Source organism: Pseudomonas sp. FSL R10-2964, from assembly GCF_009600035.1.
In the GTDB taxonomy this organism is placed as follows: domain Bacteria; phylum Pseudomonadota; class Gammaproteobacteria; order Pseudomonadales; family Pseudomonadaceae; genus Aquipseudomonas; species Aquipseudomonas bubulae.
Map to the genome: position 1 here is coordinate 44395 of NZ_WIWH01000003.1, position 21869 is coordinate 66263.

The 21869-nt window shown below is 59.5% G+C and carries 16 protein-coding genes; 7 read left to right on the forward strand and 9 right to left on the reverse strand.

The features are described from left to right. Positions 1–112: 112 nt before the first annotated feature. Complete coding sequence (locus GHN92_RS02635; protein ID WP_153379313.1) at positions 113–790, reverse strand: RES family NAD+ phosphorylase; 678 nt, start codon at positions 788–790, stop codon at positions 113–115. Beyond that, positions 790–1191 carry an MbcA/ParS/Xre antitoxin family protein gene (locus GHN92_RS02640; RefSeq protein ID WP_095000440.1) on the reverse strand — a complete coding sequence of 134 codons (402 nt, stop codon included), beginning with the start codon at positions 1189–1191 and terminating at the stop codon, positions 790–792. Before GHN92_RS02640 ends, GHN92_RS02635 begins: the two co-directional genes overlap by 1 nt. Positions 1192–1436: 245 nt before the next feature. Between GHN92_RS02640 and GHN92_RS02645 the strand changes: the two genes are divergently transcribed. From GHN92_RS02645 to GHN92_RS02660, 4 genes are all read left to right on the forward strand, one after another. Continuing rightward, a complete protein-coding gene (locus GHN92_RS02645) occupies positions 1437–3215 on the forward strand; it encodes a type I secretion system permease/ATPase (RefSeq protein WP_095024756.1) in 1779 nt (592 codons plus the stop codon). After that, complete coding sequence (locus GHN92_RS02650; RefSeq protein WP_153379315.1) at positions 3184–4509, forward strand: HlyD family type I secretion periplasmic adaptor subunit; 1326 nt, start codon at positions 3184–3186, stop codon at positions 4507–4509. Before GHN92_RS02645 ends, GHN92_RS02650 begins: the two co-directional genes overlap by 32 nt. 2 nt (positions 4510–4511) lie before the next feature. After that, complete coding sequence (locus GHN92_RS02655) at positions 4512–5894, forward strand: TolC family outer membrane protein (protein WP_153379317.1); 1383 nt, start codon at positions 4512–4514, stop codon at positions 5892–5894. Between the two features lie 363 nt (positions 5895–6257). Then, the gene (locus GHN92_RS02660; protein WP_150628403.1) at positions 6258–6941 is read left to right on the forward strand and encodes a response regulator transcription factor; all 684 of its coding nucleotides are present in this window, start codon (positions 6258–6260) and stop codon (positions 6939–6941) included. A 61-nt stretch (positions 6942–7002) separates the two neighbouring features. On the opposite strand, the gene GHN92_RS02665 is transcribed toward GHN92_RS02660, so the two are convergent. Beyond that, positions 7003–12645, reverse strand: coding sequence for a DUF5801 repeats-in-toxin domain-containing protein (locus GHN92_RS02665; RefSeq protein ID WP_178102589.1), 5643 nt, complete (start codon positions 12643–12645; stop codon positions 7003–7005). Positions 12646–12871: 226 nt separating this feature from the next. Here GHN92_RS02665 and GHN92_RS02670 point away from each other — a divergent pair, with 226 nt between their 5' ends. Further along, a complete protein-coding gene (locus tag GHN92_RS02670; RefSeq protein WP_178102590.1) occupies positions 12872–13885 on the forward strand; it encodes a GlxA family transcriptional regulator in 1014 nt (337 codons plus the stop codon). 81 nt (positions 13886–13966) lie between these two features. Next, complete coding sequence (locus GHN92_RS02675) at positions 13967–14641, forward strand: MgtC/SapB family protein (RefSeq protein ID WP_095000434.1); 675 nt, start codon at positions 13967–13969, stop codon at positions 14639–14641. Position 14642: 1 nt separating this feature from the next. Here the strand turns inward: GHN92_RS02675 and GHN92_RS02680 are convergent, their stop codons facing one another. From GHN92_RS02680 to GHN92_RS02695, 4 genes are all read right to left on the reverse strand, one after another. Next, complete coding sequence (locus GHN92_RS02680) at positions 14643–14939, reverse strand: addiction module antidote protein (protein ID WP_153379321.1); 297 nt, start codon at positions 14937–14939, stop codon at positions 14643–14645. Position 14940: 1 nt separating this feature from the next. Then, complete coding sequence (locus GHN92_RS02685; protein ID WP_218580723.1) at positions 14941–15174, reverse strand: type II toxin-antitoxin system RelE/ParE family toxin; 234 nt, start codon at positions 15172–15174, stop codon at positions 14941–14943. A gap of 1123 nt (positions 15175–16297) precedes the next feature. Beyond that, a complete protein-coding gene (locus GHN92_RS02690; protein WP_095000431.1) occupies positions 16298–16954 on the reverse strand; it encodes a CoA transferase subunit B in 657 nt (218 codons plus the stop codon). A 51-nt stretch (positions 16955–17005) separates the two neighbouring features. Continuing rightward, complete coding sequence (locus GHN92_RS02695; protein WP_095018047.1) at positions 17006–17704, reverse strand: CoA transferase subunit A; 699 nt, start codon at positions 17702–17704, stop codon at positions 17006–17008. Positions 17705–17837: 133 nt separating this feature from the next. On the opposite strand from GHN92_RS02695, the gene GHN92_RS02700 reads away from it, so the two are divergent. Then, positions 17838–18719, forward strand: a complete 882-nt coding sequence (locus GHN92_RS02700; protein ID WP_153326148.1) for a LysR family transcriptional regulator — start codon at positions 17838–17840, stop codon at positions 18717–18719. Positions 18720–18822: 103 nt separating this feature from the next. On the opposite strand, the gene GHN92_RS02705 is transcribed toward GHN92_RS02700, so the two are convergent. Continuing rightward, a complete protein-coding gene (locus GHN92_RS02705) occupies positions 18823–20952 on the reverse strand; it encodes an FAD-dependent oxidoreductase (protein ID WP_153326150.1) in 2130 nt (709 codons plus the stop codon). A gap of 76 nt (positions 20953–21028) precedes the next feature. Then, entirely contained in the window at positions 21029–21856 is an 828-nt protein-coding gene (locus GHN92_RS02710) for an alpha/beta fold hydrolase (protein ID WP_095000427.1), read from the reverse strand. Positions 21857–21869: the final 13 nt, after the last annotated feature.

Genomic DNA, 21869 nt, shown 5'->3' on the forward strand with positions numbered 1-21869 from the left:
TGGGCTTGTGCAAAGCACGGTTTTCCCTGCGGTTCACAGCCTGAAGTTCAGGGACTTCAAAGGCTGGGCTGAAGAAATCGATCAGGTGACCCGTTCGCCGGAATCCCTGGCCTTATCTTGGCACTTCGCTGAGCTGCAGGACCCAGGTAATCGCCTGCGCCTTGTCATCCCATACATATCTCAAATGCTGGCCCTGAACCGGTAGTGAAAGTGCTGGAGGGCGAAACGCAGCCACGCATTCGTGGCCGGTCAGGCGCACGCTGTTGTACAGCAGGCCCCAGGCGCCATCTGCCCGCAATGGCTGGGCGAAGGCCTGGGGCAGGCCATATCGGGCAGGTGAAGGATCGTGCAGTCGGGCAACGCCACGTATATCGATCATCGGCTTTACCACGCGATTGATATAGGTGCGCAGGGTGATTTCAATACTGGCTTCCCGGGTGGCCCGCCAGAATTGTTCCTGATGAAAGCAGGTCTCAGCAATGGCGGCCTCGAGGCTGTTGGCACAGTAGTACACACCATAAGTGCCATCGGTAAAACGACTGGCCCGGCCAATATGGGTAAAGGCGGCCATTATCGGCGTCGAGCCTTCGCCGCACAGACGGTCTTCTGGCGTTACCCGTTGCAGCACGCCTGCCTGGTCACGCAGGCGGTCATTGGTCAGGCTTTCGAGGGCGAAGGCGATTTCAAGATCTGCTGGATCCAGGGTGTCTTCAAATACCGAGATGGGCGGGAAGGCGCTATTGATGATGCGGTAAGCCTTGGTCCATTCAGGCAGCACTGCATCTGGCATCAGCCTCGTACTCCATCCAGATAACGACGCACGTCTGCCAGATCGACCACCTGACCGGCGAGCATGTAGCCCAAGGCGCTCTGACCATTAAAGGGCGCTGCGGTGTTGGGTTTGTGTACCCATTCGTAGGCCCGCTCAGGCTTGTTGCTGAACAGGATGCGCAGAGCTTTGTGTACGCCCATCAAGTACGAAATGCGTTCCAGAGTGTCGTGGGGCAAGCGCACGTTCGGCAGTTTTTTGTATTTGAAGTAGGTGGTGTTACCAATGGCGCCGAGCAGGGTGCACTGTTGATCCTTGGTGCAACCCCAGTGCTCCATCAGGCTGAAGAAAAAGGTCAGGGCAACACGACCTGCATCGCCGCTGGTGATGTCGGGCTCAGGATTTTGGGCGACTAGATGCATGACTGCCTCCGATACAGGTATAAATCCAGCCTACTCCGGATATGAATAAATTCAAGACGACCGTTCGTAACTGAATGTTTGCCCCAGTGGCCCGGCAGTGAGTTTTTGCCCCGTGGGGGATTGCCTGTGCGTTGGTCTGTCAGTCTTTGTCTGTCAGTGAAGTTTTCGTGCCGCGCCACGCTAAGCACACCGCCCGGGCATGATCTACGCTTTACTAATGAAGGCTTTCAAAGCTGGAATTTTCAATGCGTAGCCCATCTGAAAACAGCCTGCACACTGCGTTGAAAGCCTGCCGGGAAAGCTTTCTCTCCGTTGGTTTTTTCAGCTTCTTTATCAATGCGTTAATGCTGGTTCCCACGTTCTATATGTTGCAGGTCTATGGGCGCGTGATCACCAGCGGCAGCCTGACCACCCTCAGCATGTTGACGCTGATCATGACCGGTCTGGTGATCACCCTCGGCTGCCTTGAGTGGACCCGATCACGGATCATGGTCCGGGTCAGCAACCGCCTGGACATGCTGCTCAGCCGCCAGGTCTACAAGGCCAGTTTCAAGCGGGCCCTGGAAAGCGGCGGGATGGACGCCTCGGCCCAACCGCTGAATGACTTGACCGGCTTGCGTCAGTTTCTCTCCGGTAACGGCTTGTTTGCCTTTTTTGATGCCCCCTGGCTACCCATCTATATCGCCGTGATGTTTATGTTTCACCCCTGGTTTGGCTGGGTGGCGACGGGCAGTGCGCTGTTGTTGCTGTTGCTTGCGTTTGTTAATGAAAGATTGACCGGGCCGACGCTGGCCCAGGCCAACAAGGAGCATATTGGCGCTTCGCTCTACACCACGAAAAACCTGCGCAATGCCGAAGTCATCGAATCCATGGGCATGCTTGAAACCTTGATGGACCGTTGGTGGACCCGGCAAAAAAATGTGCTGTTGCTGCAATCCCGGGCCAGCGATAAAGGGGCCATGATCAGCACCCTGTCCAGGTCGTTCCGGATTCTGGTGCAATCGCTGATTCTCGGACTGGGGGCCTATCTGGCCGTTGATCATCAGGTGGGGGCAGGGCTGGTGTTTGCCGGGTCGGTGCTGCTGGGCCGGGCACTGGCACCCATTGATCTGATTATCGGCAGCTGGAAAGGCTTTATTGCGGCGCGCTCGCAGTACGCCCGGCTTAACGCGATCCTGGCCAGCCAACAGGCTCAGCCCGAGCGCATGTCATTACCGGCGCCCAAGGGCGACGTGCAGGTTGAGAACCTGACCGTTGCGGCTCCCGGCTCGAATATTGCCATCATCAAGAACATCAGTTTCAGTGTGCCGGCCGGTTGCGTGGTCGGCATTATCGGCCCCAGTGCGGCGGGCAAGTCTACCCTCGCCAGGGCGCTGCTGGGCATCTGGGCACCGCTGCAAGGTGTGGTGCGCCTGGATGGCGCGGATATCAGCGCCTGGGATAAACATGAACTGGGGCCCCATATCGGCTACTTGCCCCAGGACATCGAGCTGTTCGAAGGCAGCGTCAGCGACAACATTGCCCGTTTTACCCGGGTCGATTCCGAGAAAGTCATTCTTGCGGCCACCACGGCCGGTGTTCACGACATGATCCTGTTGTTGCCCGATGGCTACGACACCGTGATTGGTGGTGACGGCGTGGTACTTTCCGGCGGGCAGCGCCAGCGCATAGGGCTGGCTCGCGCCCTGTACGGCAGCCCGCGGCTGATCATCCTCGATGAGCCCAATTCCAATCTCGACGAAGTCGGTGACCGAGCCCTGATAGCTGCCCTTCACAGGATCAGGCTGTCAGGTGCCACCCTGTTTGTGATTACCCATCGCACCAATATTGTGTCCCAGCTTGACCGGCTCATGGTGATGAGCAACGGCGGCCTCAGTCTGTTCGGGCCGCGTGAGCTCGTGCTGACGGAGCTCAACGCACAGCAGGCGCCAAAACAGACCATGCAGGCTGAAACCGCCATGGCTGCGGTGGCTAACGGCAAGGACGGTTCCGATGAACCCCATGATCCCAATTCCATCAACTGACAACTTTGCCGAACTGACCACTAGCGATCGAAAAATCCGACGCCTGGGTTTTGTCATTGTGGTGCTGACTTTCGGCGTGTTCGGCACCTGGGCTGCGTTCGCGCCGCTTGATGGCGCGGCCTATGCACCGGGTGTGGTGACCGTGCAGGCGTATCGCAAAACGGTACAGCACCTTGAAGGCGGCATCGTCAAAGAGGTGCTGGTACATGACGGTGATACCGTCAAACAGGATGACCCGCTGATCATTCTCGACGATACGCCGCTGCGCTTCGAATACCAGATGACCCGTGGGCAACTGATTGCCGCCAAAGCCATGGAAGCCCGGCTTGTGGCAGAGCGCGACAATCTGCCCGAGATTGCTTTTGCACCGCTGGCCACAGCCGACATCCAGCGGGGCGGCGAAGCGCGCCAGGGCGAAATCCGGGTATTCAACGCCCAGCGAGGCTCGCGCCTGGGGCAGATTGCCGTGCTGCAAGAGCGCATTGACCAGTTGAATGAACAGATCAATGGCACCCAGGCGATTATTGGCGCCAAGGGGCATCTGGACAGGTCTTACAGTGGTGAAATTGTCGAATTGACTGACCTGCTGGCCCAGGGCTTTGTCGACAAACAGCGTCTGCTCGAGCAGGAACGCAAGCGCCAACTGCTCAGGTCGGAAGTGGTCGAGCACCGTTCCGCAATCACCACCATCCGCTTGCAGATCAATGAAACCCGGCTGCAGATCCTGCAGATCGACAAGGACTTCAATGCCGAAGTGGTCAAGCAACTGGCAGAGGTCCAGAGCAAAATTTACGACCTGCAGGAGCGCGCCAGCGCCCTGGAAGACCGCCTGGGCCATATCGTGATTCGCGCCCCCGAAGCGGGCATGGTGATCGGCATGACCGTGCATACGATTGGCGGCGTGGTGCGCCCGGCGACCCCGTTGCTAGATATTGTGCCGTCAGTCTCGGGGCTGGTTATAGAGGCCCAGGTGGCGCCGGTGGACATTGATCGTGTTGCCATCGGCAGGCGCGCGGATATTCGTTTTGGCGCATTCAACAGCGCCACCACACCGGTGATCGAAGGCGAGGTCAGCAGTGTTTCGGCAGACCGGCTGATCAATGAAAAAACCGGGGCCGGTTATTACCTCGCCCGGGTCAAGGTGACCAAAGCCGGTGAGCACACCCTGGGGGAACGCAAGTTGCTGCCGGGCATGCCGGCGGACGTGTTGATCATCACCGGGCAGCGCACTCTGCTGCACTACCTGATGCAACCGGCGCGCAATGCCCTCTCACAATCGATGATTGAGGAGTGATCATGCAAGTGACTGCACGCGTGCTGGGTGGTTTGTTCGGGCTTGCCGCGGGGGTTGCCCTTGCGCAAGGCGCAGTGCCGGCGGCGCAAGGGGTCAGCGCATCGACATTCACCACTGACCTGATGCAGTTGTATCGCGAGGCCCGTTTGCAGGACCCGCGAATATTGGCCTCCCGTGCGCGGGCGCAAGCAGGGCAGGAGTACCAGCGTGAAGCCATGGGCACCCTGTTGCCGCAGGTATCGCTCAACGCCGGGGTCAACCGGATTCACCAGGAAAACGAGCTGGTGCAGCAGAGTTTCGACAGTGAAGTCTACAGTCTGGTATTGCGTCAGTATCTGTACAACAAGTCCACCTGGGAGAATTACCAGAAGTTCAAAAGCATGGCCAAACAGTCCGATTCCGAAGCCCTGGAGGCTCAGTCCGAGGCCACGGTAGAGCTGGCCCGGCGGTACTTCACGGTATTGGCCGCCGAAGATGAACTCGAACTGATTCAGGCCGAGCTGCGTACCACGCAAAAAAGCCTGGACCGGGTCAACGCGCTGTACGCCAAACAGCTGGCCCTGATTACCGATCAGCTGGACCTCAAGGCCCGTGTCGACGGCCTGGCGGCGCAGGTCCTGGATGCCCGTAACCAGGTCAGCGTCAGTCGCGCAGCGCTGGCCGAGATCGTCGGACGGCCGGTCAAGGAGAAGCTCAGTCGCGTGCGCGACGATGTGCAGTTACGGGTTTCGACGCAGAGCCTGGAAAGCTGGGTGCGCGAAGGGGTTGCGCAAAACCCGGCACTCAAGGCCAATGAAAGCGGGGTAGAGGTGGCTGGCGCGGCCTTGCGTAGCGGCAAGGGCGGGCACTATCCGACTCTGAGCCTGACCCTCAGCGCGCAGCAGTCCAACGAAGGCTATAACAATGCCCTGGTGCCGCGCACCGACAGTTATGTGGCCGGGATCGGCCTGCAGGTACCGATATACAGCGGCGGCTCGACCTCGGCACGGGTGCGCGGGCTGTATCAGGATCAGATCGCGGCCGAGCAACAGCTGGAGTCGGTACAGCGGCGGGTGGTCAAGGAAATCACCAGCGCCTACCTGACGGCCGATACCAGCGCAGAGAAGATCAGCGCCAGTCGCCATGCCCTGGCTTCGGCACAGCTGTCCAGAGCCGCCGCAGAAAAAGCGTTCGGTTACGGGATGGTGAATGCCGTCGATGTGCTGACCAGTGTGCGTAACGAATACCGGGCTCATCGGGATTTGCTCAAGACCCAGTACGACTTCGTCACCAATGTCATTACGCTCAATCGCTGGGCGGGCAAGCCACCTGGTGAAAGTGTCGCAAGCGTGAATCTGTGGCTGAATCCGGGCAGTACGGCGGCGGACATTGCGGATCCGCGATAACGCCATTTAATTGACTTTGTGCTTATCTGTTAACCTGGCGTTACACCATCTGTCTGTTTTTTTGACACGCATGATGCCTGTCATACATGTCGCGTCCCCCCTGCAGCACGCCTAAGGCCTTGATTTGCGTAGTCTGCTGGCCGCATGCAGGAATAAACACGAGGTGTCTGATAAAAAAACTCATTGCCCGATTGCCGTTTTGGCAGGCGGGGCAGCACGCAGGTCTGTCCTAGACTTACCTGACAGCCCGAGGAAGAACATCAACAGGCGCAAGCTATTGATAAGTACTCCTGATTGTTTTTGCTTCTACTCGAACGGGCAGCGGGTAGAGGTGATTGATGGTTCAAGGGAGTCAGGAAGGTAATGCCCCCCCTCAGAAAACCCATACGTGTGATGCTGATCGACTGTCGCCCGCTTGTTCTCAGAGGTCTTCACGACTTGATCAATGCCAGGAAGCCTCAAATGGAAGTGAGTGGCCAGGCCACCACCTATACCCATGCGCTTGACCTTGCCGATCAGTTACGACCCCATGTCATATTTTTTAGCTTCTTTCCGGACGCGCTGAACCCGCTGGCGGTCATCACCCAACTCACCCGCAGTACCGGGATTAAAGTGCTGGTGCTCAAAGGGCTGTACGAGATCATACCCGCAACCCAGGCAATGGAAGCGGGTGCTCGTGGCATCGTACTGGCGGAAGACCCGACCGAGTCGATCATCCTTGCCATCATCAAGGTCCACCATCGAGACACCGGGCTCAACAGGGCCTGGACCGGCGGCCTGTGCGACTATGCTGCGAGCGGGCATACGGCCTTGAAACACAATCTGGAACTGGAGAAACAATCGCGTCTGACCTTGCGCGAGAGAGAGCTGATTCGCGCCATCGTGGGTGAGCCCTCGGCCAAGTACATGAGCATCGCCGGAAGCCTGGGCATCAGCGAGCACACCGTGCATAACCATCTGAGCAACATTTACCAGAAGCTTGACCTGATCAACCGTACGGACTTGCTGATGTACGCAATCAAGCACGGGTTGTTTGACAGCAAATAAAGGCCCGACAAAAAAGGCCTGGCTCCTTGTGGGAGCCAGGCCTTTTTACCTGCTGCGACATTTACACAATGTCAGTCGGGGCGATATCCGTCACACCCACCAACTTGATAATGCCGGTGATCCCCGTGCCATCACCGTCGTATGCCAGATAGCCGTCGCCTCCAACGACGCCAAAGTAGTAGTTGGTGGTGCCATTGAGCGCCGTATCGGCGGCGGTAATAAAGGCTGCCACGTTGGCCGCGGGGGCCGCCACTTCCATATAGTTCGCCCCTGTGCCTGCGGTCGGGAAGTTCAGCGTGTCCACCCCGGAAGTGAAGCCGGAGGAGATCACTGTCGTTGCCGCAGTCAGTGAGCTATCGGTATCCAGGCCGCTGAAGTTGAAGGTGTCGGTCCCCACACCACCGGTGAAGGTTTTGTCCCCTTCGATGGTCACATTCAGGGTCTGGGCTGCGGTTGAATCGGCATCCGCATCCGTCACCACGACGTTGAAGGCCAGATGGGCATCCGGGGTGGTCGAGGTGACAAAACCGAGGTCAGTGATCTTGATCACATCGCCATCCCAGGTTCCCGCTTCACCGGCTTCTACAGGGTTGCTTTTACTGCCCTCGCCGGACTCGTTGCTGAAGGTCAATGTGCTGCCGGTACTGACCCCGCTGACGCCCACATTGCCATTGAGGTTGTAGCCGCTACCGCTGACACCCTCGGTGGAATCCAGCACCTGCAGGCCCTGGATCAGGTAGTTCTCGCCGCCGAAGTTGTAGTCGTTGCTCTCGATAATCACCGCACCGTCGTTCTGATCCAGGGTGATCCCGTAGGCTGCGGGGTTGGCAATCGGATGGAAGTTATTGGGTGAAGTCGAGGCGTTTTTTATGATGATGTCTTCGCTGTCGACAATGATCGCCCGGGTGATCTGGCTGTTGTCGTCAGGATCGATAAGCTTGAGCACCAGTACCAGGTCCTCGCTGCCGATGCCGTCGAACTTGACGTAGATCCCTTTGCTGGTGGCTGTGGGCGCTGCGGCTGTATCACCGAACGGGCTGGCGGTGAAGAAGTCCAGGTCCATTACCTCGCCTTGCTGGATGGTGTCACCGGCCACGCCGGCGGCGGTCCCGGAAACACTGACCCAGGAGGTGGCGGCAGAGAACAGCTCACCGGGGACGAAGGCGCTGTTGCCACCGGCCATGATGTTATTGGCACCGGTGCCTGAACCCTGTTCGGCGAAACCGCTGAACTGCACAAAGAAGTCGTCGGCCAGCTTGGCCACCGACACCGGCGGTTGCTGGTTGATCGGCGTTGTGCCGCCAATGTTGTAGCCGGTGAAGCCTTGTGCTGCGGAGGTTTTCAGGATGCTGAAGCTGTCGATATCGTCCGTCAGGCTCAAGGTGTAGGTGTCTGCCACCTTGTCAAAGGTCATGGTACCGGTTGCGTTGGTCAGCGCGCCCAGCGTCGGGTTGTTGGAAACATAGGTGAAGGAGAGGTTAAACACCGCACTGGTGTCTGACTCCGAGGCCCATGTCACCACTTTGTTGCTGATGGCGGTGGTGCCCACCGTGCTGTCTCCCATGCTCACGGACAGGTCGCTGTTTGCAGAGCTGTAGACCGTTCCCAGGCGCTCATCCGCGCCGATGTCATAGGCAAATACGCCAGTGCCGCCTGGAGTCGGGTTGCTGGCGTTGGCATAGACCACATTGGACTTGGCGGTGACCACGGGCGAGTCGTCATCCACGGTAATCAGCAGGCCGTTGGCGGCGGCCGTGATGCTGTCGCCGTCATAGTCCGTGGCGTTGATTGCAGTGCCCAGAGCGATGTTCAGATCGTTCTCGTTCAGGCCGGCGGCATGGTCGAGTTGATCGAGCAGCATAAAGGCATAGGCCCCTGTCGCCGCTTGCACGCTGAAGGTGAACACCGAATTGCCGGCCCCGGCAGAAGCGGTCAGCAACCAGGTGTTACTGCCCGCGTCATAGGCAGTGGCATAGGTCACCGTGACCCCGCCGCTTTTCAGGCCCAGGGCTGACAGGCCATTGGTGGTCAGGGAGTAACTCAGCGGCTCGTCTGCGCCGGACTGGAACAGGGCGCTGACATTGCCGCTGGCCAATACGATTTCCCCGGCGACGTCCCCGGTACCGCCCGGGATACCATCACCGGGGCCAGAGTCGGCCGCGCCTTCAAGTACACCGTCTTCGTCCACCGTGGCGGTGAGCAGATTGATCGATGCGAGTGGCGTGTCGTCATCCACCGTGATCACCAGGCCATCGGCCGCTGCCGTCACGCTGTCGCCGTCAAAGTCGGTGGCGTTGAGGGTCGTGCCGAGGGCGATGGTCAGATCATTCTCGTTCAGGCCGGCGGCATGGTCGAGTTGATCCACCAGAGTAAAGGCATAAGCGCCGGTTGCAGCGTGCAGGTTGAAGGTGAACACCGTATTGCCAGCTCCGGCCGAGGCCGTGAGCAGCCAGGTGTTGCTGCCTGGGTCAAAGGCGACCGCGTAAGTGACGGCCACGCCGCCGCTCATCAGGCCCAGTGCTGCCATGCCGGTGGTGGTCAGCGAATAGCTCAGGGCTTCGTCTGCACCCGACTGGAACAGGGTACTGACATTGCCGCTGGCCAATACGATTTCCCCGGCCACATCCCCGCTACCACCGGCGATGCCATCGCCGGGGCCGGCGTTAGCCGTGCCTTCCACCACACCGTCTTCGTCCACCGTACCGGTGAGCTGATTGATGGAAGCGATCGGTGAATCGTCGTTCACCGTAATCACCAGGCCATTGGCCGCTGCGGTCACACTGTCGCCATCAAAGTCGGTGGCATTGACGGCAGTGCCGAGGGCAATGCTCAGATCGTTTTCGTTCAGGCCGGCGGCATGATCGAGTTGATCCACCAGGGTAAAGGCATAGGCGCCGGTTGCGGCGTGCAGGTTGAAGGTGAACACCGTATTGCCTGCTCCGGCCGAGGCCGTGAGCTGCCAGGTGTTGCTGCCTGCGTCAAAGGCGACCGCATAGCTGACGGCCACGCCGCCGCTTTGCAGGCCCAGGGCCACCATGCCATTGGTGGTCAGCGAGTAGCTCAGCGCTTCGTCCGCGCCGGACTGGAACAGGGTGCTGACGTTGCCGCTGGCCAATACGGTTTCCCCGGCCACATCCCCGGTACCACCGGCGATACCGTCGCCGGGGCCGGCGTTAGCCGTGCCTTCCACCACACCGTCCTCGTCCACGCTGCCCGTGAGCTGATTGACCGTGGCGACAGGGGTATCATCGTTCACCGTGATCACCAGGCCGTTGGCGGCTGCCGTTACCGTGTCGCCATCAAAGTCGGTAGCGTTGATGGCGGTGCCAAGGGCGATGGTCAGATCGTTCTCGTTCAGGCCGGCGGCATGATCGAGTTGATCCACCAGGGTAAAGGCATAGGCGCCAGTGCTTGTGTGCAGACTGAAAGTGAACACCGTATTGCCTGCTCCGGCTGATGCAGTGAGCAGCCAGGTGCTGCTGATGGCATCAAAGGCGACCGCATAGGTGACGGTCACTCCGGCGCTTTTCAGCCCCAGGGCTGACAGGCCATTGGTGGTCAGCGAATAGCTCAGTGGCTCGTCCGCACCGGAGGCAAACAGGGTACTGACATTGCCGCTGGCAAGCACGATCTCCCCGGCCACATCACCTGTGCCGCCTGCGATACCATCACCGGGACCAGCGTTAGCCGCACCTTCGAGCACACCGTCTTCGTCCACCGTCCCCGTGAGCGGGTTCAGTGTGGCGATCGGGGTGTCGTCATCCACGGTGATTACCAGTTTCTGCGCCGTAGCGGTGACCGAGTCACCATCCTTGTCGGTGACCTTGAACACCGAACCCAACTGCAGCAGCAGTTCGTTTTCGCTGTTGTCGCCACCCACCGTATCCGGGTGGTCGAGTTGATCGAGAAGGGTGAAGGTATAGCTGCCGTCAGAGGTATTGGTCAGCTCCAGCTTGAACACCGCGCGGTCAGTGGCGGCGACGTATTCAGCAGCGGCACCGACATAGCCCCACAGGGTGTTGCCGATCACGTCATATTTAACCGCCTCGCCCTTGGAGGCCAGCGCCACCGCAGTCGCGGCGCTGTCAACTACTTGCACGGCGGAAGTGTCGTTGGACAAGGAGTAGCTTGCCGGCGCATCAGTACCGGATGTGAATACAGTGGCTACAGTGCCTGAGGCCGATGCCGGAACCAGCAGGCCCGCGTCGCCGACACCGCCATCGATGCCGCCAATCAGACTGTCTTCATCCACCAGTGCCGTTACCGGCAGCCCCGCGGCGGCAGGGCCGTCGTCTTCAAAGTTAAACAGGCTGCCGACATCCTGAGGCACGGCCACCACATTGGGCAGATGGAAACCGCCGATATCGAACGTGGAGTTGCCGGTGCCGCTGTTTTCAATTACCACGCGATTGTGGGTGCCATCAACGGTGTATTGCAGGGAGAAGTTGGCTTCGAAGCCGACAATCGTTGCGGTGCGGTCAAGGCCGCCATTGCTGGTGTTGAAGGTCACACTGATGCTGCCTAGCGTGGTGTTGGTCGTGACCCCGGTCAGACCGGCGATGGCTACACCATTGGCACCGATCACCGTGATACTGGCGATATAGCCAAGATTGTCTGCCCCGTTTACCGCATGGCCATTACCGTCAAGCAGGCCGTCATAGTAAGCCGATCCGACCTCCAGGCCGGTGGTGAAGGCGCTGATAGTGGCCGCACAGGTTTTCGGGGGGGTGGCCTGGGCGATGACAATGGTTGCGCCGCTTGCCGCGAAGAGCCCGCCAAACAGGATATTGCTTTCGTTGGTCGCCTCACCATGGGTCAGGTCTGGCACGGTGTAACGCGCGTCCGGGTTGCTCACAAAACTGAAGATCATGCCTTCGCCAGCCTTGATCCCCTGGCTGTTGGTGCCGATGGTGGTAGGGCCGGCACCCTGGCTGGTATTGACGGTGTCAGCCTGATTGGCGGGTACCTGATCCGGGTCCATGCCGGTAACGATCAGGCCGGTGGTACTGCCACCTGCCTTGAACATCAGAAAGCCGTTCTGCCCGGAGGGCAAACCGGCGAAATCAAAAGCCAGATCCTGGCTGGCGGTTACCCAGAGGTGGTTGCTCATGTCGACCACATCATCGGGGTTGGCGGTGTCCGGGTGCAGCAGCGGTTCTTGCTGCACCATCCAGACCTTGGCCCCGGTTGCGGTTTCCTCCAGATAGGCAGCAAAAATAAGAGTACCGCCCGGATCTGCCAGGTCGTCCTCGGGTGCGGGTGTCGCCCCTTCAGTGCCGGCACGGCCCAGCACGATATTGTTGGTCGTGTCCGTATAAAGAAAGATTCTGGTGCCATCGAGGGTATACAGGCCGCTCCAGTCCGAGCCGCTGTTGGCGTTGGTCGGGTCGCCCAGCGCCTTGCCCTGGGCATCGGTAAAGGCCAGGTCCGCGTAGGTACCGGTGATGGTGATCAGGTCGGCACCGCTGTTGCCGGCGGCGCCGGTATAGCCACTCAGCGCCGCATTCTTGACCGGTGTGGCGCCCAGCAGAGTGAACAGACGGGACTCGAATGCGAAGGGCAGGTCGCCGGTATCATCGGTACCATTGATGGCCGCGACGGTGATGTCGTTATCGTTGATATCTTCGATATCGGTGGAGGTGGCGGCGTTCTGCAAACCGCTCGTTTCATCGACCGTGATACTGCTGTTCAAGATGATAGCCATGACGCTCTCCTGGCTGATTCCGGTCACAGAGCTGACCGCTGGGGATTTATTGCGACAGATCTCAACTATGGGTTTGTGCGTCAGGTTGCGCATCGGCCGATACTCCCAGGCGGTCTGGGAGTATCGGCCTATCAGGGTGGGGAAGCAGGAGAGCTGAGGCAGGAGCTTTTTCACCTGCCTACGGTTAGCATTGCGCCTTATAAATACACAAGAAACGGATCGAATCTTGACCGAACGACGTCAATTCAGCACCGGCATGAAGGGCAAGAACCTTCGCTACCTCAAAGACAGTGCCATAGAGCCAGGGCCCATGGTGCGTACCGGTTTTGTGTTGCTGGAGCATTTCTCGCTGCCGGCCTTCACCCAGGCGCTGGACACCATCATTACCGCCAACCTGCTGCGTGCCGGTTTGTTTTCTTCGCGCACCTATGGCTTGAGCGACGGTGAGGTGGTCAGCGATCTGGGCCTGGTGATCCGCCCCGATGCGTGTATTGATCCGGCGATGATCCATGAACTGGACCTGCTGGTGATCTGCGGGGGTTACCGGACCGAGTTGAAGCTCAACGATGAGTTGAGCAGCCTGCTCAGGACGGCTGCGCGTGCGGGTATCACGCTGGGCGGGTTATGGAACGGCGCCTGGTTTCTCGCCAGTGCCGGGGTGCTGGACGGTTATCGTTGCGCAATCCACCCAGAGCATCGCCCGGCACTGACCGAAGTGGCCAAGGCAGCGCAGGTCACCAGCGAACCCTATGTTATCGATCGTGACCGGATGACCGCCTCCAGTCCTGCCGGAGCCTTCCAGATGGCTCTGGGCTGGATCAAGGGCCTGCATGACAAGGCGCTGGTGGAAGGCATCGAGGATATTCTGGCGTTCGAGGAGTCACGCTACCGAAGGATCAAACCGGCGGAAAATATCTGCGTCAGTGCGCCCTTGCGCGAAGTGGTCAAGCTGATGGACGCCAATCTCGAGGACCCTCTGGAGCTTGAACAGCTTGCGGTTTATGTCGGCCGGTCCCGACGTCAGCTCGAGCGCCTGTTCAAGGAGCAACTGGGTACCACGCCGCAGCGCTATTACCTGGAACTGCGCATCACTGAAGCGCGGCGGTTGCTGCAGCACACCGAGCTGTCTCAAGTCGATGTCCTAGTGGCATGCGGGTTTGTCTCACCCAGTCATTTCAGCAAGTGCTACAGCGCCTATTTCGGCTATCGACCATCCAAGGAAGTGCGCCTGGTCAAATAACTCAGCCCGGCACAGTGCCGATCCTTGACTATGCTGTGGGCACTTACTGCGCAGGCAGATGCTCTGGTTAGAGGGGTTGGGATGATTTCAGAATGGGAAATGATTGGCCGTTTGCTGCTGGCAGCGGTGCTCGGCAGCTTGATTGGCTTGCAGCGCGAGCATCAATTCTGGACAGCAGGTTTGCGGACGCACATGTTGGTGGCGACCGGGGCATGCTTGTTTATGACCGTGTCGGCATTTGGTTTCCAACAGGCGCTGACCCAGCCGGGCACGCAACTGGATCCTTCGCGGATTGCTGCGCAAATTGTCACCGGCATCGGCTTTCTCGGGGCCGGGTCGATCATGATGCGCGGCGAAGTAATCAAGGGCTTGAACACGGCGGCGAGCCTGTGGGCAGTGGCGGCTATCGGTATGTCCATTGGCGGCGGTATGTATGTGCTGGGCGTAGCTGCGACCGTGTTGATTCTGGCCATTTTGATTGCCATCGGGCCTATCGAGCACCGCTATCGCGATTATATAAAGGTCCATGTGATCAAGCTGGTGGCCCCTCTTGGGGTGGTGAATCGCCAGAGCCTTGAGGAGTTTCTCGGTGAGGATGCTGCGCGACTCAAGCAGGTGGTGGTTGAGCAGGGGCCGGACATGGGGACCGAGAGCATCACGGTGGAGTTCAAAAGAACCAGCCGGGTTGAGACGGCAGAGCTGTTGAAGCGGATTTTGACCATTCCGGATGTCAGGGAAGAGCAGGCGCCGCATTAATTCAAGGCCTGTTGCCCTGGGTTGTAGCCTGCAAATCAATACCCAGGGAGCGCATCACTTTGATCACGGTTTCAAAGCGGGGCTTGGCACCGGCAGCGAAAGCCTTGTACAAACTGGCACGACCAAGCCCGGTGGCATTGGCTATTTGCCCCATGCCACGAGCTTTTGCAACGTAGCCAACGGCGCGGATCAGTTCGTCAGTGTCACCGTCGGCAAGCACTTGAGTCAGGTATTCACTGATGGCCTCATCGCTGTTCAGCAGCTGTGCCATGTCGAAGGGCAGTAGCGTAGTGGTCATGTTAAATCTCCTTTGCCATTTTATGCGCCTGGCGGATATCGCCAGGCTGTGTGGACTTGTCACCCCCGGCCAGCAAAATCACGATCGAGACCTCGCGCAAGGTGAAATACACCCGATAGCCTGCGCCGATATCAATGCGCAGCTCAGATACGCCATTGCCCACGGATTTGAAGTCACTCAAGCTGCCGGTTGATACCCGGTCAATTCTTCGGGCGATGGCGATCCGTGCACGCATGTCTCTTTAATTCAGCAGCCAATCAGCAAAAATTATGGTTTGCCGTATCTCGTGGTTCATTAATGATTGTCTCCATTTGGAGACGATTTGCAAGCCTTGTTATATGCCAGCATGATTTGCTCCGATGAGTGGTTGCGGCGTGGGTGGTGGTCTCGAAAAAGACTAGCCACCGGCCTTCATCGCAGCAGGACAAATATGTGAGCGGCCATGACAAACCATGCCCTTGATGCAGGCGACTACGCGGGCTGGGCCATGGCTGGTGTTTGACGCACTGTCACAGCCCTCGCAGTTGGTGGACACCGCCACCGAACAGCCGCTGGCCTTGATGCAACCGGTGGCTGCGAATGGTCGGGTGATTGGGCCCGGGCAAATCCGGGTAAAAAAATCGAGGTGTGAAGTCTTGAGTCCTGCAGCCGCTGCGGCTTCAGAGTTCACACTCGGATCACGCTTGCACCTGTAGATACTCTGTTGCAGGTAAAGTCCTATTGTGGGAGCGAGTGTTTCTGTAGTCGCTGTCGAGGAACTACACACGAACCGAACAGGCCGGCCGGTCGGCCGCCTCGTGGCGCAGTGCTTTTGATCTGCCAGCCCTCCCGGGAGGCCGAGAGGAGGTTCTGTGGAGTGGGTCGACCGGCATGGATGCCGGGAGAGCCGCGATGGGCCATGGATGGCCCGTGGCGGCGTGCCCACGGAGCAGGACCGGAGCGAGGGAACCTGAGCGTAGCGAAGGCCGTACGATGGGGCGAGGACTTTTTGGTTCCTTTTTGGTCCTTCAAAAAGGGACTCGCCGTAAGGGCGAAAGCAAAATTCCAGTTAGACACAAATGCCGGATATGTACTCAACGTATCAGTTAAAAAACAAGATCAAGCAGATCACAACCATCACACAACAATTGACAACCTGTGCGAAAAATCCTGAAAAAAAGTGAGCTGGCAGTCTCTGGAGATACTCTGTTGCAGGTCCAGCCCTATTGTGGGAGCGAGCCTGCTCGCGAACGACCTTCGCGAGCAGGCTCGCTCCCACAGTTGCAGTGTTTCTGTAGTCGCTGCCGAGGAACGAAGGCTGCGAGTCAGCTGTTACAAAGAGCCCTTGACCGGTAACAGAGTAACTACAGGAATTTCGGTTAAAACTGCATCTCGGGCACATGCTCGGGGACGATCAGTTTGCCGGCGGTTTTGCTGACGATTTCTTCAACACTGACACCTGGGGCACGTTCTTTGAGGATGAAGGCGCCGTTGTCGATTTCCAGATAGGCCAGGTCGGTTAGCACGCGCTTGATGCATCCGGCGCCGGTCAGTGGCAGGCTGCAACGCGCCAGCAGTTTGGACTCGCCGTCCTTGGACGCATGGGTCATGGTGACGATGATGTTCTCGGCACCGGCCACCAGGTCCATCGCTCCGCCCATGCCCTTGACCAGTTTGCCGGGGATCATCCAGGAGGCGATATTGCCCTGTACATCGACTTCAAATGCGCCGAGTACGGTCAGATCAATATGGCCACCCCGGATCATTGCGAAGGATTCTGCCGAGGAAAAAATAGACGCCCCGGTGCGCGCAGTCACAGTCTGCTTGCCGGCGTTGATCATGTCGGCGTCGGCTTCACCGACGCGGGGGAAGGCACCCATGCCGAGCAGGCCATTTTCCGATTGCAGCATGACTTCCATGCCTTCGGGGATGTAGTTGGCAACCAGGGTCGGAATACCGATACCCAGGTTGACGTAGAAACCGTCCTGCATTTCACGGGCGACGCGCTGTGCCATTTGTTCGCGGGTAAGAGCCATTTTTGTTCTCCGTGCTCAGGTTCAAAAGCTTGGGGCAGGGTGGGCAGAGGATCAGTCGCGCTCGGTGAGCTGTTCGATGCGTTTTTCAAACGTGCCGCAAATGATCCGGTCGACGTAGATGCCTGGGGTGTGGATCTGCGTCGGGTCCAGCTCGCCGGGTTCGACGATTTCTTCGACTTCAACCACGGTGATCCTGCCCGCCGTAGCGGCCAGCGGGTTGAAATTCTGCGCGGTGTGACGGTAGATTACGTTGCCGAAGTGATCGGCTTTCCAGCCTTTGACAATGGCAAAATCGCCGGTGATGGACTCTTCCATCAAATAGGCGCGCCCTTTGAATTCACGGGTTTCCTTGCCGTCGGCGACCGGGGTGCCGACCCCGGTAGCGGTGAAAAACGCCGGGATACCGGCACCGCCGGCGCGCATTTTTTCCGCGAGCGTACCTTGCGGGGTCAGTTCCACTTCAATTTCGCCGCTGAGCAACTGTTTTTCGAACAGGGCGTTTTCACCGACGTACGAGGCAATGACCTTGCGGATCTGACGGTCTTGCAGCAGTACGCCAAGGCCGAAACCGTCGACTCCGCAGTTGTTGGATACCACGGTCAGGTCACGGATGCCCTGGCGCTTGATCTCGTTGATCAGGTTCTCCGGGATGCCGCACAGGCCAAAGCCGCCAGAGATCACGGTCATGCCATCCTTGAGCCCGGCCAGGGCTTCTTCATAGGACGCCACACGCTTGTCGAAACCTGCCATATGCACCTCTTTTATTGTTCGCCGGCTGTGCTCAGCCATTGGTGATGAGTGTTACTGCGTATCATTGATTTGATAAGTTGATTTTTGCGTCGGATTAATAGATAAAACAAATCAATAAGCCTGAGGCCTGGCCATGACCGTAAAACAAATCCGTGCCTTTCTTGCGGTGGCCCAAAGCCTGAGTTTTGCCGTGGCCTGCGAACGTCTGCATTTGTCGCAGTCGGCCCTGAGCCTGACCATCAAGGCGCTGGAACAGGGCCTGGGCGGGCGATTGTTCAGTCGCACCACGCGCAATGTCGCCCTGACCCCGGAGGGCGAGTCGCTGTTGCCGCTGGCCCGGCGTTTGATTGCTGACTGGGACAATGTCGAAGACCAAATGCGCCAGCGCTTCACCCTGCAGCGCGGGCGCGTCACCCTGGCCGCCATCCCGTCTTTTTCGGGCAACTTGCTGCCGGCCATTGTGAAAAATTTTCGCGCGCGTCATCCCAAGGTCAACGTCACGGTCAACGATGTGATTAACGAACAGGTACTGGAGATGGTGCGTGACCGGGAGGTGGAGCTGGGTGTGGCTTTCGAGCCGGCGGGGGCTTCGTCGCTGACGTTCACCCCGCTGTATCTGGACCGTTTTGTCGCCGTGGTGCCCCGTGACTCGGCACTGGCCGGGCTTGACTTGATCGACTGGAAGACCCTGCTGGAACAGCCCTTTATCACTCTGCAACGACCGTCTGCGGTGAGGGTGCTGCTGGAAGAACACTTGCAGGCGCGGCAGATGAAATTGCCGGTTGAATTTGAAAGCCATCAGTTGGCCACGGTGGGCCGCATGGTCGCCAGCGGGCTGGGCGTGAGCGTGGTGCCGGCCCTGTGTGCCGAACAGATGCGTGAGCTGGGAGCCTGCTGCATCACCTTGCATGAGCCGGTGGTGGAGCGGGCCATTGGCGTTTTGACCAAGCCAGGCCATGAGCTTTCGTCGGCGGCCCAGGCGATGTTCGACAGCTTGTTGGAAAGAACCTGGTAATCGCGGTTGTGGGAGCGGGCTTGCTCGCGATGGCATCGACGCGGTTCAACCGCTATACCGCGCCGCCTGCATCGCGAGCAAGCCCGCTCCCACAGATGAACCGCTAGGCCTCGCGTCCGGCTTTGTGCCCGGCGCTGATTGCGCCTTCGATATAGCCGATACTGTGGCAGTCGCCGATGCTGCTGGCGCTCAACCCCGCTCGGGTCAGTTCGTCGAGCAGTCCGGTATCGGGCTGGGCGCCGATGGCAAGTACCACGGAGTCGGCGTCACTCTGCGCCGAAGTGCCATCGGCCAGTTGATAGCGCACGCTGTGGCCGTCGATCGCCGTAACGCTGGCCCCGGTGATCAACTCGCCGCCATGCACACGAATTTCATGCAGCACCCGCCAGCGCCGCACAATGGCCAGCTCCCGGCCCAGGTGAGTACCGCTTTCCAGTACGGTGACCTGACGTCCGCGGGCAATCAAAAATTCCGCCAGCTCCAGGCCTACCAGGCCGCCACCGATAATGGTCACGCGCTTGCCCAGCGGCATCCACACCCGCGACAGTTTTTCCATGGCTTCACGGCTGTCAGTAACGCCAGTCAGGCTGCCGGCCTTCATCAGTGCACGCTGGGTGAAGGACAGTTTGCGTTTGGCTATTTCTTCAGCACGGTCACCCGTCATCAAACGGCGCAGCTCGTCGCCACTCCAGACATGGTCCTGATCGGCGCCGGGGATGGCCGGTGCCGCACGTTCGGCACCTACGGCCACCAGCACCTGGTCGGCACCCAGGTCGCGCAGCAGGGCAGGGCTGGCCAGGGTGTTGAGGCGGATATCAATCGCCGACTGCTGCACCTGCGCCTTGAGATTTTCCAGCAGGCGGGCGTTTTCGGCATAGGCGAGGCCGGCGAAAAACAGCGTGCCACCGAGGCGGTCGCTGCGCTCGAGCAGGGTCACGCGATGGCCGCGTAACGCGGCGATGCGTGCGGCTTCCATCCCGGCAGGCCCGGCTCCCACCACCACCAGATGCTTGGGTGTGGCAGTGGGGCCGATGACGTATTCGAACTCATGGCCGGTCATGGGGTTGACCGCGCATTTGACCCGCTCGTTGATAAAAATCTGGCTCACGCACACGTAGCAGTAAATGCACGGGCGGATGCTCGCTTCCTGATCATTGAGCAATTTGTTGGGCAGGTCCGGGTCGGCGAGGAACTTGCGGGCCATGGCAATGAAGTCGCAGTCGCCGCGCTTGAGGGCGGCTTCACCGACCTCCGGCTCGATCCGCCCCACGGCAATCACCGGGACTTGCACGCTACGTTTGAGCGCAGCGGTCCATTCCAGATACCCCCCGGGCTTGTGCACCAGTGGTGCCTCGGTAAACACCACGCCGCTGGTGATGCGCGCAGTGGCCGATACGCTGACCGCATCTACACCTGCCGCCTCGGCCATGCGTGCCACGGCGATGGCATCCTCAAGATTGATGCCGCCGGGGGTGTGCAGTTCTTCGGCATCCAGGCGCAGCCATACGGCAAATTCATGGCCGACTTTGGCCCGTATTGCAGCGATGATTTGCAGCAGCAGCCGGGCACGGTTCTCCAGCGAACCGCCGTACTCGTCTTCACGCTGGTTGTAATAGCCGGAGAGGAAACCGGCGATAATGTAGCCGTGGGCCGCATGGATTTCCACACCGTCGAAACCCGCTCGCCTGGCGCGGTCGGCGGCACTGGCAAACCACTCGATCATCTGCGCGATATCGGCGCTGTCCATTACACGGATCGGTGAGCCTTCGGCGCGACGCTTCATGGAGCTGACAAAGTTGGCCAGTTCTTCGGGCGTCAGCGCGGCCATCATGTCGCTTTGCAGCACTGGCGGCACCGAGGGCACCCATAGTTGCCGGCCTTCGGCCATGTCGCGCACTGCCGTCTTGCCGGCGTGCTGCAACTGCATGGCAATTTTTGCGCCGTGCTGGTGGACGCGCTCGGCGAGTCGGCTCAAACCGGGGATAAAGTCATCGCTGGAAACGCCGACCTGGAATGGCTCGGCGGTCCCGGCCGGAAACGCCACCGAGCACACCCCCATGATCAATAGCCCGGCGCCGCCACGGGCGCGGGCTTCGTAATAGGCCTGAATGCGCTCGCCACACTGGCCATTGGCCTCGGCGAAGTTGGAGCCCATGGGCGCCATGATGATGCGGTTGCGCAGTTCAAGAGAACCTATGCGACCGGGTGCCAGTAACTGAGGGTATTTTGTCATTGTTATTTCAGCCCGAGCGGGTGTCTGGAAGGGCTACGGCCGCCCGCAGGCAGCCGCAGGTCATGCAGGTATACGGTTAGCCGCGCAGGAACTCCAGGCACGCCTTGTTGAACATGTCGCGGTGTTCGACCTGTACCCAGTGGCCGCACTGATTGAGCATGATAAAACGCGCATTGGGAGCGTGGGTCAGCACTTTAAGCGCGCCGGATGCGGGGTTGAAATTGTCGTCGGTGCCCCAGAACCCGAGGATCGGTGCCTGCAGCTCTTCAAGGCGCTCGGTCATGTTGGGCACCATCATGGTGCTGAACAGATTGCGCGGCTGATGCACGGCCACGGCCACGCGCTCGGCCAGCAGGTTGTCGTCCAGTAGCGCGGTGTCGAACAGTTGCAGGCTCATGATCCGGCGCATTTGCTCGATGCCCAGCGGGCCTGCGTTATACAGCTCGACCATGCGCTGGATGCCGATCATCTTGAAGTAGGTTTCGCGCTCTTCAACACCGCCTGGCGCCATGAGAATCAGTTTTTCGACGCGCTCCGGCTCAGCCAGCGCCAGGCCCAGGGCAATCGCACCGCCCAGGGAATTGCCGAGCAAGGTGGCGCGCTTGACCCCCACTGCCTTGAGAAAGCCCGACATGGCGTTGACGAAGAACGCCAGGTCGTAGTTCACATCTTCCGGCTTGTCGGAGCGGCCGAAGCCCGGCAAATCCACCACCAGATTGCGAAAGCCGTTAGCCACAAACTGCGGATAGTTGCCCTTGAAGTTGCTGTAGCCACTGGCGCCCGGGCCACTGCCGTGCAACCACAATACGACCGGGCCGCTGCCCTCGTCGAGAAAGTGCAGGCGCAGGCCGCTGTCCAGTGTCACAAAGTGGCCGATGGGCAGGGGAAGGTCTTGTTCGGTCATCACTCAATCTCCA

Bases quoted from the DNA above. Each gene is read 5' to 3' on its own strand.
- GHN92_RS02635 (WP_153379313.1), bottom strand. From the start codon at position 790: ATGCCAGATGCAGTGCTGCCTGAATGGACCAAGGCTTACCGCATCATC.
- GHN92_RS02640 (WP_095000440.1), bottom strand. From the start codon at position 1,191: ATGCATCTAGTCGCCCAAAATCCTGAGCCCGACATCACCAGCGGCGAT.
- GHN92_RS02645 (WP_095024756.1), top strand. From the start codon at position 1,437: ATGCGTAGCCCATCTGAAAACAGCCTGCACACTGCGTTGAAAGCCTGC.
- GHN92_RS02650 (WP_153379315.1), top strand. From the start codon at position 3,184: ATGAACCCCATGATCCCAATTCCATCAACTGACAACTTTGCCGAACTG.
- GHN92_RS02655 (WP_153379317.1), top strand. From the start codon at position 4,512: ATGCAAGTGACTGCACGCGTGCTGGGTGGTTTGTTCGGGCTTGCCGCG.
- GHN92_RS02660 (WP_150628403.1), top strand. From the start codon at position 6,258: ATGCCCCCCCTCAGAAAACCCATACGTGTGATGCTGATCGACTGTCGC.
- GHN92_RS02665 (WP_178102589.1), bottom strand. From the start codon at position 12,645: ATGGCTATCATCTTGAACAGCAGTATCACGGTCGATGAAACGAGCGGT.
- GHN92_RS02675 (WP_095000434.1), top strand. From the start codon at position 13,967: ATGATTTCAGAATGGGAAATGATTGGCCGTTTGCTGCTGGCAGCGGTG.
- GHN92_RS02680 (WP_153379321.1), bottom strand. From the start codon at position 14,939: ATGACCACTACGCTACTGCCCTTCGACATGGCACAGCTGCTGAACAGC.
- GHN92_RS02685 (WP_218580723.1), bottom strand. From the start codon at position 15,174: ATGCGTGCACGGATCGCCATCGCCCGAAGAATTGACCGGGTATCAACC.
- GHN92_RS02690 (WP_095000431.1), bottom strand. From the start codon at position 16,954: ATGGCTCTTACCCGCGAACAAATGGCACAGCGCGTCGCCCGTGAAATG.
- GHN92_RS02695 (WP_095018047.1), bottom strand. From the start codon at position 17,704: ATGGCAGGTTTCGACAAGCGTGTGGCGTCCTATGAAGAAGCCCTGGCC.
- GHN92_RS02700 (WP_153326148.1), top strand. From the start codon at position 17,838: ATGACCGTAAAACAAATCCGTGCCTTTCTTGCGGTGGCCCAAAGCCTG.
- GHN92_RS02705 (WP_153326150.1), bottom strand. From the start codon at position 20,952: ATGACAAAATACCCTCAGTTACTGGCACCCGGTCGCATAGGTTCTCTT.
- GHN92_RS02710 (WP_095000427.1), bottom strand. From the start codon at position 21,856: ATGACCGAACAAGACCTTCCCCTGCCCATCGGCCACTTTGTGACACTG.